The sequence below is a fragment of the Nocardia sp. NBC_01377 genome (assembly GCF_045040005.1).
Taxonomy (GTDB): domain Bacteria; phylum Actinomycetota; class Actinomycetes; order Mycobacteriales; family Mycobacteriaceae; genus Nocardia; species Nocardia noduli.
This window is the reverse complement of sequence record NZ_CP109566.1, coordinates 1,592,984-1,607,971: the sequence shown is the minus strand read 5'-3', so window position 1 is coordinate 1,607,971 and position 14,988 is coordinate 1,592,984. Positions and strand designations below refer to the sequence as shown.

13 protein-coding genes are annotated in these 14,988 nt (G+C 64.0%); 7 read left to right on the top strand and 6 right to left on the bottom strand.

Features of this window, described 5'->3' with window-relative positions; translation table 11 throughout:
- The first annotated feature begins 378 nt into the window (after positions 1-378).
- A complete protein-coding gene (locus tag OG225_RS07095; protein WP_405180932.1) occupies positions 379-1,257 on the top strand; it encodes an alpha/beta fold hydrolase in 879 nt (292 codons plus the stop codon).
- Between the two features lie 72 nt (positions 1,258-1,329).
- Here OG225_RS07095 and OG225_RS07090 read toward each other — a convergent pair whose 3' ends face one another.
- Positions 1,330-1,800: a hypothetical protein gene (locus OG225_RS07090; RefSeq protein WP_405180931.1), complete on the bottom strand. Its 471-nt coding sequence runs from the start codon at positions 1,798-1,800 to the stop codon at positions 1,330-1,332.
- A gap of 176 nt (positions 1,801-1,976) precedes the next feature.
- Here OG225_RS07090 and OG225_RS07085 point away from each other — a divergent pair, with 176 nt between their 5' ends.
- A complete protein-coding gene (locus OG225_RS07085; protein WP_405180930.1) occupies positions 1,977-2,462 on the top strand; it encodes a MarR family winged helix-turn-helix transcriptional regulator in 486 nt (161 codons plus the stop codon).
- A gap of 17 nt (positions 2,463-2,479) precedes the next feature.
- Entirely contained in the window at positions 2,480-3,781 is a 1,302-nt protein-coding gene (locus tag OG225_RS07080; RefSeq protein WP_405180929.1) for an FAD-dependent oxidoreductase, read from the top strand.
- A 246-nt stretch (positions 3,782-4,027) separates the two neighbouring features.
- Here the strand turns inward: OG225_RS07080 and OG225_RS07075 are convergent, their stop codons facing one another.
- Together OG225_RS07075 and OG225_RS07070 are read right to left on the bottom strand one after the other, a co-directional pair.
- Entirely contained in the window at positions 4,028-5,011 is a 984-nt protein-coding gene (locus tag OG225_RS07075) for an endonuclease/exonuclease/phosphatase family protein (protein WP_405180928.1), read from the bottom strand.
- A gap of 345 nt (positions 5,012-5,356) precedes the next feature.
- Positions 5,357-6,277, bottom strand: a complete 921-nt coding sequence (locus tag OG225_RS07070) for a hypothetical protein (RefSeq protein WP_405180927.1) — start codon at positions 6,275-6,277, stop codon at positions 5,357-5,359.
- A gap of 70 nt (positions 6,278-6,347) precedes the next feature.
- Between OG225_RS07070 and OG225_RS07065 the strand changes: the two genes are divergently transcribed.
- Positions 6,348-9,353 carry a tetratricopeptide repeat protein gene (locus tag OG225_RS07065; RefSeq protein WP_405180926.1) on the top strand — a complete coding sequence of 1,002 codons (3,006 nt, stop codon included), beginning with the start codon at positions 6,348-6,350 and terminating at the stop codon, positions 9,351-9,353.
- A 231-nt stretch (positions 9,354-9,584) separates the two neighbouring features.
- Here the strand turns inward: OG225_RS07065 and OG225_RS07060 are convergent, their stop codons facing one another.
- Positions 9,585-10,490 (bottom strand): hypothetical protein, encoded by a 906-nt coding sequence (locus tag OG225_RS07060; protein WP_405180925.1) that lies wholly within the window; start codon positions 10,488-10,490, stop codon positions 9,585-9,587.
- Between the two features lie 208 nt (positions 10,491-10,698).
- Between OG225_RS07060 and OG225_RS07055 the strand changes: the two genes are divergently transcribed.
- Entirely contained in the window at positions 10,699-11,076 is a 378-nt protein-coding gene (locus tag OG225_RS07055) for a hypothetical protein (RefSeq protein ID WP_405180924.1), read from the top strand.
- Between the two features lie 52 nt (positions 11,077-11,128).
- Here the strand turns inward: OG225_RS07055 and OG225_RS07050 are convergent, their stop codons facing one another.
- Positions 11,129-11,320, bottom strand: a complete 192-nt coding sequence (locus OG225_RS07050) for a hypothetical protein (RefSeq protein WP_405180923.1) — start codon at positions 11,318-11,320, stop codon at positions 11,129-11,131.
- On the opposite strand from OG225_RS07050, the gene OG225_RS07045 reads away from it, so the two are divergent.
- Together OG225_RS07045 and OG225_RS07040 are read left to right on the top strand one after the other, a co-directional pair.
- Entirely contained in the window at positions 11,307-12,881 is a 1,575-nt protein-coding gene (locus tag OG225_RS07045; protein ID WP_405180922.1) for a hypothetical protein, read from the top strand. The two genes, OG225_RS07050 and OG225_RS07045, sit on opposite strands and share 14 nt — an antisense overlap.
- Positions 12,882-13,129: 248 nt before the next feature.
- Positions 13,130-13,696 (top strand): recombinase family protein, encoded by a 567-nt coding sequence (locus tag OG225_RS07040; RefSeq protein ID WP_405180921.1) that lies wholly within the window; start codon positions 13,130-13,132, stop codon positions 13,694-13,696.
- 158 nt (positions 13,697-13,854) lie between these two features.
- On the opposite strand, the gene OG225_RS07035 is transcribed toward OG225_RS07040, so the two are convergent.
- On the bottom strand, positions 13,855-14,685 hold the full coding sequence (locus OG225_RS07035; RefSeq protein WP_405180920.1) for a hypothetical protein: 831 nt from the start codon (positions 14,683-14,685) through the stop codon (positions 13,855-13,857).
- Positions 14,686-14,988 lie beyond the last annotated feature (303 nt).

Here is a 14,988-nt window from a genome sequence, read left to right as displayed (position 1 = left end):
CTGCTGCTGGAATTGACGCCCACCAGCAAACCGCCGCGCAACTCGGAGCGCCCGGCGCGTTCTCCCGGGTCATCTTCCGAACCCGCAACCTCGAGGTCAAAGTCACCGCCGCCGGCGACAGCCTCGCCCCCCGGCACCCGATGTGTACAAGCACGCGGAGAAAACAGCGCTCAGCGTCGCCACAGCGGTAGAAGCCCACATCGACGACCTCATGCCCTGGCCCGAATAGAGCCTCCGAACAGCACCCCTCGTCCCGACCGCTCAGCGGGACGTTTCGCCTTGCGAAAAATACCTGGACACGATCTGGGCCATGCCGATGACTTTCGGGTGAATCTATCGTCGATACCTCTGGGCGTACCGACCGATAGGAGTCCAGGTATGACGAGACCGTTTGGGTTGGGCACGACCTCGGTGCGGGCGAACGGTGTGGATCTGGGCATCGAGAGCTTCGGCGACGACGATGATCGGCTGATCCTGCTGGTCGGTGGCACCACAATGTTGTCCTGGCCCGACGCGCTGTGCGAGCGGCTCGCCTCGGACGGACGGTGCGTGGTCCGCTACGACCTGCGTGACTCCGGCGAGTCGACGACCCTCGACCCGGAGAATCCGGCCTACGACCTACGTGATCTCGTCGCCGACGCGGCCGCGCTGGTCGAGGTTCTCGGTGCCGGAACCGCCCATCTCGGTGGAATCGGCGTCGGCGGGATGGTCGCTCAGATCGCCGCGCTGGACCACCCGGACATCTTCTCCGCACTGACCCTGGTCGGCACCCGGCCGGTGGCGCCGGGCCCGGTCGACGAGGACCTACCCGACCACGACCTCGCAATCATGGGCGCGCTGTTCTCCCGCTCACGGCCGGACTGGACCGACCGAGACGCTGTTGCGGCGTTCGCCGCCTCGGGGGCCCTGCCGATGGGCAACGATCCGGAGGACGCGCGGGCGACCGCGGCCCGGATCTGGGACCGGACACCGTCGAGCGATCCCGCGGTACACCAGGCGAACCAACTCGGGATGGTGTTCTCTCGGATCGACTGCGCCCCGCGCTGGCGGGATCGGCTCGGTGAGCTCGACATACCCACGCTCGTGGTGCACGGCCGCGCTGACCCCTTCTTCCCGGTCGGCAACGGCGAGGTCCTCGCCGCCGAAATCCCCGGGGCACGACTGCTCGTCCTCGACGACATGGGTACCGCTCTGCCCCAGACCGCGGCCGACCAGGTCGCTGCCGCCATGCTCGCCCTGTCACCGCTCGAACGCTGACGGTGTGACCTGCAGAGCTATCTTGCGGTGTTCTCGCAGGGATTCTTGGTGTATATGACTGTCAATTGGACGCTATCCGGTGAGGCGAAGTTCGGTGGTCAGGACTGCGGCTCGATTCTCGATCTCGACCGCTTCGGCATTGAAGTCGAAGTACGCGTGCAGGGTCGCTGTCACCAGGTCGCCGGAAACGGGCCCGAATTCGATGCGTGTCACCTCTACCGGGCAGTGCCCGCCGCCGATGTAGACGCTGGCATCGATGAATCCGTCCTCAGGATTGACCGGGAAGGTGAATGTCTGCTGGTCCAAGCCCTGCAGGGTGGACCCTCGTAGCTCGATGAAGTCGAGCCGTACTGCGGTATCGATGATCTCCGGACCCTCCGATCCCAGCTGGAACGTGAGTGGGTCGTATATATCGGCGGCCGAGAAGGTCGCCAGCGGAACGGCAACGCTCCAGGTCTCTGCTTGCGGATCGTTCGGATCCGCGTGCCAGTATCGGATCGTTCCCTGCTGTGGCATGAGGAAGTCGTCGGAGAAGGTCAACACAGATCGACACCCTGTCATGTCCTCAATGCACTCGCCGAGGAGGTAGCGGCGTGACGAACGCGACGTCATGTCTCACCAACGATCGTTGGTGAGACGCCTGCCGTGCCTTCCCCGGATCTCCCGTAGCGGCGCGCGAGACACTGTTGTTTCACAGAAACAACCTTTATAGTTGTTTCATGGAAGCAAACATTACGGAGGTTGCGCGGCTGGCCCGTACTGTCACCCGCTTCGCCGAAGCGATGCGGCAGGGTACCTCGCGCGCGTTCGACCCGGTGCGAGTCGGCGTACTGCAGGCGGCGGTGGAGTCGGGTCCGTTGCGGGCGGGCGATATCGCCGAGCGCGTGGACGCGTTGCCCTCGTCCATCACCCGACACGTCCAGGCACTCGCCGAGTCCGAGCTGGTGAAGACCCTGCCCGACCCGAACGACCGCCGCGCGGTACTGATCGAGGCGACCGAGGCAGGCCGTGCCGAACTCGCCCAATTCATCGAAACCGGCGATCAAGTGTTCGCCGCGGTGATCGCCGACTGGTCCGAACGCGACATCGTCACCCTGACCGAGCTTCTCGACCGGATGATCGAGAACTGGTCGGCGGTGGGTGCCACACAACAGCAGAAAGCGCACAAGCGCGGTCCGGGACGATTCGGCTGGAGCCGAATCTGACACACGAAAGAAGTGTCATGGCAACGAACCAACCCTTGCATGTGATCGTCGCGGGCGGCGGAATCGGCGGGCTCGCACTCGCCAACGGATTACACCGCGCCGGCGTCAGCGTCTCGGTACACGAACGCGAGGTAGAACGCACCGACCGCCTGCAAGGCTTCCGCATCCATATCGACCCGCACGGCAGCACCGCACTCGCCGAGCTGCTCTCACCACGGCTGTACTCGTTCTTCGCCGCCTGCGCGGGAAAGGGCGGCAACGGATTCGGCTTCATCACCGATCAGATGAAGCAAATCCTGCAATTCGACCCGCGAGAGCAGCCGTTCGATCCAGCCGGCGGTGGCCACTACGGCATCAGCCGCATCACCCTGCGCCGGATCCTGCTCGCCGAACTCCACGACACCGTGCGCTTCGGCAGTGTGTTCGACCACTACGAGCGCCGCGCGGACGGCCGAGTCGTCGCACACTTCGCCGACGGCGCCACCGAGGTAGGCGACGTACTCGTCGGCGCCGACGGGGGCACCTCACGCGTGCGCGCCCAGTATCTGCCCCATGCCGAACGTATCGACACCGGCATCGTCACGATCGCCGGTAAATACGCCTTGACCGAACAGGCACGCGACCGACTGCCCCCACTGCTGCTGGCCAACCCGCTCACCGTGATACCGCCACGCGGCTGCGGCATGTTCCTCGCGCCGCACGAATTCACCCTCCCCACCGACGCCACCAACGTGCTCGGCGGCGAAGACCGACCGGTGCCCGAATCGCTGTTCGACGACACCCAGCCCTACGTGTTCTGGGCATTCGGTGCCAAACGCGAACGTTACGACACCGACCCGGAAACACTGAGCACCACCGACCTGCATCAACTCGCTGTCCGCATGACCACCGGCTGGGCGCCCGAACTACGCACCCTCGTCAACGATTCCGACCCCGAGACAGCAACAGCGATCCCGATCAAGACGTCGGTACCGATCCCGGCCTGGGAATCCACCAACGTCACCCTGCTCGGTGACGCCATCCACAGCATGACTCCCTACGGCGGAATCGGCGCCAACACCGCCTTACGCGACGCGCGTCTGCTGTGCCGAAACCTCATCGCCGCCGAGAACCGTAAACGAGGGCTGCTCGAATCCATCCACACCTACGAGGCCGAAATGACCGACTACGGCTTCGCCGCGGTTCGCCACTCGCTCACGGTCGCCGAACAGTCGGTCTCCGACAACCCGATCGCCCGAACCGCGGGAAAACTAGCATTCCGGGCCGCTCGCGCCATCCCCGCGCTCCAGCGAAAGATGTTCGCCGACATCCTGTCCTGACCACTCCCATGGGTACGCAGATCTCCATACGACCTCGAGCGAATCGGTACCGGCATCGGCTCACCCCGGCATAGGTGCGCCACCTGACAACGCGAAATCACCGCCATCTAGCGCTGCGAGTCACAAGCAGGCTCGCCGTTCCCACAGGAGGGGATGTTCGGAAACCCGTTCGACTACCGACAGTCCACCCCACCGGTTGCCAGCGGAGATGTCCCGCGCACGAAGTTTGCGGCAATGACCCGGGTATCAGTCGAATTCGAAGTCGGCGACGACGGGCGCGTGGTCGGATTCGGGGTACTTGGTATCGACAGCGAAGGCCCCCGATTCGTCGTGGAGGATCTCGTTGTGGATCTCTGATCCGCGATAGGCGGCCAGCAGATTTCGAGTGACCAACAGATGGTCGAGCATCTGGCCTCGGCCCTCGTGGAAGAGCGTGTACCGCGCCGATTCCGGGACCGTTTTCTCGATCGGCACGAGCACCCGGCCCGCCAGAGCGCCGTTGCCTGTGTCCTCGACATCACCTCGGATCGCGAGCACAGGCACATCGTCCGGTTCAGCATTGAAGTCGCCGGCCACCACGATCCGGGCGCCGGGATCGGCGTCGAGGATCTGATCGACAAGCCGACGCACCTCCAATGCCTGGGACATGCGCTTGAGTGAGGACAGGAAGTACCCTTCGGCCCAGCCGTCGGCGGAACGCCAGGTGAAGTTGTCGATCTTCTGGCCGGGAATGGTGGTGGGGATCTTGGATTTGAGGTGCACATCGATCACGTGCAGGACCCCGACGCCGACGATGTCGACCTGCACGTGCAGAATCGGCCGCTCCACCCCGATCTCGATCGCCGTGGTGTCGGGCGGGACAGCCGTCAACCGCTTGTAGGTGGGCTTGGCGACCAGGTCATTGAGCAGCTGCTGGTGCTCGAGCACGGGAAGGTGGGTGGCGACGACCAGATTGCGTTCGTCGTAGACGGCATCGTTGTCGGGTTTGCTGCTAACCAGCGTGGCGCCATCGAGGTTCGTGTCGGCCAACAATTCCCGGAGCGCCAGCAGGGCTCGCGGCTGGCCCGGCCGTTCCTGGCCATGAACTTCCTGGAAGCACACGATATCGGCGCGGAGCCGGTGGATCTGGGGTTTCATGAGGGCGATGCGTTCGGTGAGCGAGGGCCGCACATCGGCGGGGGTCTCGTCGAAGTTCTCAAGGTTGAACGTTGCGATCCGCAGCCCGGTCATGGATCTCCTCCTCGTCGATGTGGACCCACAGCGCGGGTTTCGCTGCTCGGGGTTCCCGCCCGTGCATGTTCAATCTTCGACGATCCTCGCTGGGGATCCGGTATAACTCGCCGAAATTGCAACGGAAATGCTGGTCAGAGCCTTTTCCGGGCTGATAGTCGGTGGGACTGGAGTCCGCCTCGGCAGAGAGACGGAGACAGGCCAGTCTGACACGACCAAGACCATAGCTTCGCCCGCCGCCTCTACCCGGCGAGCCTGCTCGTTGGGTAGGAGCCGACGCGCGAGCCGAACATCATGACTGCGAACCCGCGCAGCGAGTCGGCCTCTCTTGGTCCGGTCAATGTGCTATCTCGTCAACGCCTTCGCGACGATATCCCCCGTAGCGGCCTTGACGAGATAGTGAGTCGAGTCGTGTGGCGCGGCGCCGTTGTCGAGTGCGGCCGCGGTCACAGGAACGACGGTGGCACCGTGGGCAGGCGGAAAGAATGGCGCTAGGTCGAGGTGGGCGGCGACCAAGTCATCACGGTCGACGAGATTGTCCCAGCGTGTCACTGCGGTCGGCACCGAGACAGGCTGGGGCCGCAGGCGGTCGTACACAACGGTGCGCAGCCCAAGAGGCGAGCCCATCGTGAGCAGCGCGACCTCATGGTCGCAGCGGTGCAGAGCCTCATAAGCGACAACCGAACCGAGTGAGTGGCCGATGACCAGGCGTGTGTCGGGTCCGATGTGTGCGAGCACTTGATCCTGGGCGTACTGTCGGACGGCGTCGTCGGTGAAGTAGCGGGCGACTTGGGAGAGTGCCCGCCACACGAACTTCTCGGCAAGTCCGATGCCCAACGGCGCAAACCAGCGAAGCTGTGTCAGACCGTTGAGCACAGGGCGCATCGTGGCCTTGATTCCCTGCGCGCGGGCATTCGGCGGAACCGCAGTCAACTGCTGGGCGGTGCGTCGATCCCTGTCGTAGCTCGCATGCTTGGCTGCAGTGGTCAGCCATTGCTCAGCGAGCTGACCCATGAGTTCAAGTTGAGCATCGTCCACTTGTCCTGGGACGGTGCCTTGTGCGCCTTTCACTAGAAACTGGTTGCCGTAGAACGCCATGCGAGTGCTCACCTCGCCCGGTACTCCGTTGCGCCATAATCGATCAGCCAATTCCAGGTCTCCATGGTTGCGCACCCCACCGGCCAGGCCAGGCAACCATTTCGCCTCCAAGGTGTCGGCCGACTCCTGTTCCTGTGCGATGCCATGAACCAGGACGATGGTTGCCACGTGCGAATCCTTTCGACGTCGGTACACGATCGTGCCCCGCGAAGTTCGAGCTCACAAGAAAGTCTTACCTATGGCAGACAGAGTGGCCCTAATTATCGGGTCGGAAAGCGCGGAGTTCGGGCACCTCGGCTTCACCAGCGAACTCGCCACAGCGCTCTACTCGACTCTTACCACCAACGGCCGGTGGCTGCCGCTCAGTGATGGGCCGGTGCTCGACCCGACGATAGGCCAGTTCAAGCGTCTCTTGAAGGCGGCGTTCCGGCAGGCTGACAACTTCCGCGCCACATTGCTTGTAGCGTTCATCGGTCACGGCTTCACCACAGGTGATGACGACTTCTACTTGCTTGCCAGCGATTCCGAGCAGCCTATCGACTCGGATGCTGGCCTGCATCTTGTCAATGTGGTTGCCGAACAGTTGGGCCTGACCCAGACACTGGACGGGCTGATCGTGCTTGTAGACGCCTGCGAGGCGGGGAGCGGGTCGCTTGGCGCGGGCAACCGCTGGGTGCGGATCATGGAGAAAGCCGCAGGACGTTGGGAGTTGCTGGTGGCTTCGGATCGCGGCAATGCCTACGACGGCTGCTTTACCCAGACTTTGTTACGAACCTTCGATTCCGGTCTCGACACCAGCGGCACCAACCTGCTGTGCGGTGACCTGACCCCCGCGATCAACGCAGCCTGCCAGTGGCAGACACCGCGCCACCTGTCGTTCAACGGCGCCCGAGTAGAGCGAGGCGATCTCGGACTATGGCTCGTACCGAATCGGGCTCGCAGCCGTGACGCGGCAACCGGAAGACCCTCTGCAGGTTTGGTGGACCACCTGCTGTACTCGGTTACGCCGACCACGGCAGTGGAGGAGATCCTCGCGGCGATGGTCGAATCCGCAGGCGACCGTTTGCAGGCGGTCGTGGGTCCGGCGGGATCGGGCAAGTCCACCATCATGGCGCTGCTTCTGCGCCCAGCGCTGGTACCAGCGCTGGGCGGACTGAGCCCGGAATTCGTCACCGCCGCAGTATTTCTCGATCTGACCAGCTCGGTTGAGACGATGATCGCCGAGGTCACGGCCCAATTGGATACCAGATTCGGCACCGAATTCAGTTCTGCACGCGCGAGAGTGCTCGAAGCGCTGACCGATAACGAACGATTCAGCGAATTCGAGATCGCCATCGTTCGCCCACTGCAGCAACTTCGCGCACCCGGCCGACGCATCCGATTGCTCATCGACGGACTCGATCAACCAGAGGAAGCCGGCCGCGACGGCATTGTCGCCGCGGTGGCCACGCTCAGCACCGACGAACGGCTGCCTCACGTGCGGGTCATTATCGGTATTCGCTCCGGAACTGGTGTGGAAACCCGCTCCGAACTCGCCCACGCGCGGGTCTTCCCGGTGCTGTCACCGTCGCTACCGGAGGTGATTGCCGCACTTGCCAGCGCCGACAGGGAACTGCCTGCCGGCCTCGACGCGATGCTGGCAGGGATCGCCGTTGATGTGACAGGAGGCGGCTGGCTGATACCCCGGCTCCTCGCCGAGATCGACTGGACCTCCGATCAGGACCATATGATGAACCTCGACAGGTTGGTGGAGCGTCGTTTTCACACCACCGCCGGTCGTCCTGCTCACGCGGCGGTATCTGGGCCGCTGGTGGCGCTGCTCACGGCAGTTGGCGTCGGACCGGCCGCCCCGCTACTACTGCTCAGCGCTGCCCTGCGAACACTGGGCGTTTCGACCCCACTGCCCCATCTGCACAATGTCATCGTCGATCTCGGCATCCTGGTCGCTCGCGGGCATCCGGGCCAGCAGGACGAGAAAGTCGGCTTGGCGCATCTCGCATTCACCCAACCGCTGATGACCGCTGTCGGCGGAGCCGAAGTGGTGCGCACTGCCCATGTCGTGCTCGCGAACCTCCTCGCCCCCGAAACGGGACAGAAGCCCGCACACGAACCCGACATCGACGCATACGCGCTCGCCGCAGCACCACGTCACCTTTTGTCGAGCGGAAGCCCCGAGCGTGCCTTGGAATTCCTCGACCACCTCGACACCCGAAGGCGGCCGGTAGACAACCGCGATTCGTGGACCGGATGGCTGATGACCTTCGAAGAAGCACTGCCCCCCGACAACACCTACCTTCTCGCGGCCAGATCGCGGCTAGCGCACTGGACCGGACAAGCAGGAGACCCCCACACCGCCAGGGATATGTTCGCCGCGCTCGCGGCGCATTGCACGAATGTTTTCGGACCGGAGCACCAGGAAACCATCGCCGCGCGACAACAACTCGCCGACTGGATTGGCCAGCTCGGCGACGCAGAACAGTCCGTCGCGATTCTGACCGAACTGCTGTCGCTGCAGACTCGGATCACCCACCCTGAACATCGCAAAGTCGTCCAGCTGCGGGCCGACCTGGGTTTCTGGATCGGGCAGACCGGTGACATCGTCGGCGCACGCGACCAGTACACCGAATTCCTGCCCGCGCTCGAACGGGTACTGGGACCGACACATGCCGACGTGGTGCGTGCCCATGACCAGTACGCACGGTGGGTCGGCGAGGCCGGTGATCCTGCCGCGGCATTACAGATATCCACGGAGTTGGTGCCCGTCTTCGTCGAAGCGCTGGGCCCCGAGCATTCGGATACCCTGTGGGCCAGACTTAACCTGGCCTGGTGGATGGGGCGTTGCGGTGACCTCCCCGGCGCTATCGAACTCAACCGCGCAGTGGCGTGGGACCGGGAGAGAATCTCCGGCGTGGAACATCCAGCGACGCTGGTGACCAAGGCGAATCTGGCCTACTGGCTCGGGGAGAACAGAGAGTACGCGGCCGCTCGCGACCTGTGCGCAGAACTGCTGCCGATCCGGCTGCGCCTCTACGGTAAGGAAAATCTTCTTGAGACGCACATCCTCCAGGACAACCTGGCCGAATTCACTGGTCGCGCCGGTGATCCCGCAGGGGCGCGAGACGGCTACGCCGAACTGCTCCGCGAGCTCGAACAGCTGCCCGAATCCGACCACCCTGACCATCCGAGTACAGCGAAGATACGCACAGCACTAGCCTTCTGGACCGAAGCCGCCATCAGCAGCTGATCGGGGGTCCGGGAACATCGGCGAGAGAAGTCACGCTAAGGAGTTACTGCAGATAACGGCCTGTTATCCGTGAATGTTTCGATCCAGCAGTGGCCGTGCCTTTGGCGACCGGCTCGCCGGAGTGACCCGAAGTGTTGGTCGAGTGTCGGATTCGCCGGTGGTGATGGGCGGGGCCAGCGGGCCCGGTCCTGCGCCATTTTGGGACGCGCTGAAGGTGGGCAGGTGAGGACGCTATTTGCCGTGTCTGGCGTCGAGGTCGATGCGGATGGTGTCAGCCCGCGGGATGAGGAGGACTCGTTCGTGTCCGGGTTTCCACTGTTGGGGGATCAGGAAGTAGGTGTCGGCGGTTTGGTGGAGAAGTCGTATCCCGCTGTAGTAGTAGCGGTATTTCTCGCCGGGAACGTCGATGTCTCTGGTCTGTACTCCGGTGCCGGTGATGCCCAGTCCGTCGACGCTGAACACCACGACCGACGGGAGATCGCGGAACCCGGAATCGGTGGTGCTGCGGGCATCGTCGAGTCCTTGCTCGGAGGCGTATTGCCCGACGGTCCAGAACGAGCCTGCTAATCCGATTGTGAACAGCGCGATCATGATGACGACCGTGCTCGACCGGTTCGCTTCCCGGGTCCGTCGGCGTGTCAGACGGCGCGGTCGTCGCGGTGGAGTGCGCCACAGGTCGGGGTTGTTCGAGTACAGGGTGGTGGCGTAGCCCAACAGCACGCTGCCGATGACCAGAGATCCCGGCAGGAGGTAGTTGTTGTGCGGGAACCATGACGGCACACCGAGGATTCTGATGATCGGGGGCAGTGCGACCATCGCAGCGCCGAACACGATCGCTACCACATGCCAGACCTGAAGGACGCGGCGCTCGTGGCGTGTCCTGCGGGCGAGTATCACCGGCGCCTCGCGCGCCGACACCAGAACCAGCAGTGTCACCATTCCGACCACGACCGGCCAGAAGACGGGAGTGATCGAGCGTCGGAGAAAGTCGGTGACCGAGAACCCGAGCAGTCCCGGGTCGATTCCGAAATAGCCGTACCACGCCCGTGTGTAGACCGACCCGAAGTAGTACAGGACCGGCACGAGCACCGCTGCCTGCGATACCAACGCACCCCCCACCGTCAACGCAGACCGCAACGACGATGGCTCCTGCTGTCCCGTACCGCTCGGCTCGCCCTGCCCGTGTTCGATGGATTCGAGCGACCGACCGGGATGTGAAAGGGGTTGCGCGGCAGGGTCTGTAACGATCGGGGGCGTGTATGCGGCATTCGGGGTGAACGGGGCCGGTTGTCGTGGTGTGGGATGTGAGGATCGGTCCGGCAAGTATTTCGGTGGGGAGGTCGGTGTGGTTTCAGGACGGTCGGTGTGGTCGCGGGTGGTAGCGCCCACGGCGGTGACGGCGGTGTTGTCGACGGCGTTGGCGGTCGCGGTGAACATCGCGACCGGCGGCGGCCCGTGGTGGGTGTGGGCGCTGGTGGCGGTGTTGACCGTCGCGGTGTTCGCGGTGTCGTTGTGGATACAGCTGACCGGATCCGCACCGGCGGCGGGGACGCCACCGGTGGCGGGTGTCGATCTGCGCAATGCCCGTTCGGACGGGGCGATGCGGTTCGAGGGGATCCGAGCGCCGGGCCCGGCGGTGCGGGCGCGTGATCTGGCCTCGAAGGGGGACATGTCGTTCAAGGACCTCGACGCCGGGCACGGCGGTGGTGCCTCACACCCGTGAGCGGAAAGTGGGGGCGGCGGGGCGGGGGACCCGAGCGGGATGGGTCGCCGGTCTATGACCTGGACGGGGTGAACGCCGGTCGCGACTTCTCGATCACCCATACCGATAATTCCCGGCCGGTGACCATGATCAACAACTGGTATCCAGGCGCGCCGCCTCCGCTGGTGCCGGTAGCGCCGCCGTCGCCGGTGAACGACCCGGAACTAGATCCCGCGCCGACCAACAGTTTGGTGGCGCGGGTCAAGGCCTGGCTCGGGCTCGCGGCCTCGATCGGGTTGGTGCTGGTGCTGGTGCTGGTGGCCGGGGTGGTGGTGGCGTGGCTTCGCTCGGCTGACGATCCCTGTGTTGCGGATGGGCTGTCGATGCAAAGCCCGCCTGCGGAGCCCGGAAAGCCCGCAGAGCCCGCAGAGTGTGTCGGGGTCACCGGGTCGGAGTTGTCCGACCAATTCGATCCCGAGCTGAACGAGGCCATCGAAAGAATCGCGACCCAGAATCGAGCAGCGACCTACAGCGACAGCGGTAGCTACGTCGACGTCGCGCTTCTCGGTCCACTGAGTCCACCGAAACAACAGCAACCGGGGCAGCCGGAGCAGGTTAGACCGATGACCAGCGAACAGGTGCGTCAGATGCTCATCGGCGCCGCCGTCGCCCAGCAGCGGGTCAACGAGTCAGGCTCGGGGGCGGGCGAACGGTTCCCACCAATACGGTTGTTGCTGGCCAACTCCGGCCGTCGGCAGAACCTATGGGAGACCGCGTTTGAAAAGCTGGGCCGGCTGGCCGATGGCCGGCTGGTCGCGGTGATCGCTCTGGGAACCAGCGTGGACTACACCCAGGAAGCCGCGAAGAAGTTGACGGCTAAGGGAATCCCCGTCATCGGCGCGACCGTCACCGCCGACGACTTCGACCACACCAAGATCGACGGGATGATCCGCGTGGCACCCGACACCCACGACTTCGTCGCCGCGCTCGCCGACTACCTGGGACCCCGATACGGGCGCGGCTCCGCCCAGGTCGTGTGGGACAAGAATTCCCATAATGGTCGAGGCGACCTCTACGCCGGTTCGCTGAAAGGGAACTTCGAGGACCAACTCAAAACATGGATCAGAGAAGGCGAAGCCCTCGGGTTCGACGGGGAATACAACCCCAGCCCCGGACAGCCGCCCAGTAAGTTCTTCCATATCGTCGAAGGCATCTGCAAGAACCCTCCCCGCGTCATCCTCTACGCCGGCCGCGTCCCCGACCTGAAGCATTTCATCGCCGACCTCCTTGCCCGCACCTGCAAGAAAACAGAGCCCCTGGTCGTCATGACCGGTGTTCTGGCGCTGACCGACATCGACAACGACAACGACATGGTCAAAGAGCTACCCGACGCCAACCTCACGATCGTCACCGCCGGCGTCCTCGACCCCCACAATCCCGACGGCGAACGCGACGGATTCCTCCGATACCTCCAAGCCCTCAACGGATCCGGACTCCTGAACAAAAAACCCGACCACCCCGACCACCCCGACCACCCCGACCAGCCCGATGCCTACACCTGCCTGGCCCATGACGCCGTCTTCACCGCCAGACGGGCCATCTACACCGCCATAACCGCCGGCCGTGCCTCCGAGAAATACCCCACACACGACGAGGTCCGCAGCCAACTCCTCAGACTCGGCGAAATCCCCGGCTGCAGCGGCACCTTCTCCTTCGACGAACACGGCAAACCCCTAGGCACACCTACACCGATCGTCGTCATCCCCGCCGCCGCCGACCCCGCCGCCAAGACCACCCGGTTGACCACCACCCATCCGCCGCGATAACCCCACCGCCTCCGCACCACTCCACGCACCGGCTCTGGGAAACGCAGCACTGGATTGTCGATCCGGGGTGAGTTCCGCGGGGCAGGTGGCCCTCGGCGACCCGCAGCACCACCCTACGACAATGCCCAACTGAGGTAGAGCCCAAACTGACACCGCTCACGGGGAACGAACTTCGTCAGAATAGAGTCCGTTTTTCCATTACTTGACACTTGTCTGCTGGATTCTTAGAGTCCAACCTGACATATCGGATGCGGGAAGGACTTTCGGGGATGCGCGTCGGCTACATCAGGGTCTCGACCGTCGATCAGAACACCGTCCGGCAGCTCGACGGGATCGAGGTGGAGCGCACCTTCACCGACAAGGCCTCCGGGAAGGACACCGCGCGACCGCAACTCGACGAACTCCTCGCCTTCGTCCGCGCCGGCGACACCGTCCTCGTACACTCCATGGACCGACTCGCCCGCAACCTCGACGACCTGAGGCGGCTCGTGCGGCTGCTCACCGGCAAGGGCGTGCGGGTCGAATTCGTGAAGGAGTCGCTGACTTTCACCGGGGAGGACTCGCCGATGGCGAACCTGCTCCTGTCGGTGATGGGGGCCTTCGCTGAGTTCGAACGCTCCCTGATCCTGGAGCGTCAACGTGAGGGTATCGCCGCGGCCAAGACTCGCGGTGCCTACACCGGTCGCAAACCCGCCCTCACCTCCGAACAAGCTGATCAGTTGCGCGACCGCGCTGCTGCCGGAGCACCGAAATCCCTGCTCGCTAGGGAATTCGGGATCAGTCGCGAGACTGTCTACGCCTATCTGCGCGCCTGAGTCACCTGTCGGGAACCCGGGAGTGAGTGCTCCTGACTATGGCTGCCTACTCCGGCCTGGTCATCTTGCCTGGCCTCAGGCCGGGACGGTGCCCTGCACAGCCTCAGACACCGGACATGCCGAGTAACCTCGGCAAGAGAGAATTCCCGGATCGTGTGTTAGCTGGTTCCTGGCGTGGACGGAGCTGTGAAGACGGCTGCTTCGCGTGTGGGCTCGAGATAGCCGACGAAGTACTCGGTTTCCCAGGGAACACCCAGTACGAGAACGAAATCGGCATCGCCGAAGTCTTTGGCGATCTGCTTCCAATTTCGTACGAGGTACTCCACGGCGAGACAGGACGTGTCGGCTCGAACGCCGTGGCAGAAGAAGTTGACGTGACCGCCTGTGCGGTTCACCTTCTCGATCACGGCCAGGTTCTTGCATGCTTTGATCTGCTGCAGGTTGCCGTCACCGTGGCGGATCGTGACCGTCACCTCCTCGCCGGGGATGGGCACCGGTTGCTGTGGGAAGCCTTCGCCGGCAAGCGTGGCCTTCGCTGTTGCATCCTCAAGTCCGTACTTACGGACGGAGTTGCGGGAAGCCCCGCCAACGACAATGCAGCTCTTTGCCAGGGCGGTCTCCGCAGCAATGGAAGACGAGGTGTTCGGGCTGACATCGACCTGGCACTGGACTTGTCGGTGTAGCCAGATTCCATCGACCAGCCCACGCACCAGTTCGGGAAGCCGCAGGGGTGCGGCGCCGAACAGTTTGTGCACGCTCTGGGCCGCCTGAAACTCGTGAAGCGACAGGGAGTACCGGGGCCTGCCGTCGGGGTAGGGTTCCGCAAGATTTGAGAGCAACACCTGGATTTGGCGGCTTCGGCCCAAGCCGAAGAAGCGGACCATCTTGCTTTCAACGGTACGGCTGCCCATGAAGAAGAGAAATCCAAGTAGCAGCCAAAAGACAATATTCGCAAGGAGGTTCGTGGCTACCTCAAGCAGGAACGACACCCCGGGATCGTAGCTCCATGAGACTGTTACGAGCACTCAACACATCGAATACAGCCTCATCCGACCTGTGATCAGGACCGCTGCCGCGTGACGGGACCGGGTGTCTGTGGGCGATGCGGCCAGCGGTTCACCTATGCGGCAGGGCAGGGCGGCGAGACTCGTTGGGCGAATCGGTACCCCAGCCCCACACCAGTGGCGCTTCGCGCACCGTTCCACCCGCGGATCAGAGGCGTAAGAGATCATCCGGACACCGTCCGGAATTGTGTCGAGTGACTTCAGCCTGACGTCGTTCATGCCCGCGGC

Coding starts and splice junctions, on each gene's coding strand:
- OG225_RS07095 (WP_405180932.1), top strand. CDS start 379: ATGACGAGACCGTTTGGGTTGGGCACGACCTCGGTGCGGGCGAACGGT.
- OG225_RS07085 (WP_405180930.1), top strand. CDS start 1,977: ATGGAAGCAAACATTACGGAGGTTGCGCGGCTGGCCCGTACTGTCACC.
- OG225_RS07080 (WP_405180929.1), top strand. CDS start 2,480: ATGGCAACGAACCAACCCTTGCATGTGATCGTCGCGGGCGGCGGAATC.
- OG225_RS07075 (WP_405180928.1), bottom strand. CDS start 5,011: ATGACCGGGCTGCGGATCGCAACGTTCAACCTTGAGAACTTCGACGAG.
- OG225_RS07065 (WP_405180926.1), top strand. CDS start 6,348: ATGGCAGACAGAGTGGCCCTAATTATCGGGTCGGAAAGCGCGGAGTTC.
- OG225_RS07040 (WP_405180921.1), top strand. CDS start 13,130: ATGCGGGAAGGACTTTCGGGGATGCGCGTCGGCTACATCAGGGTCTCG.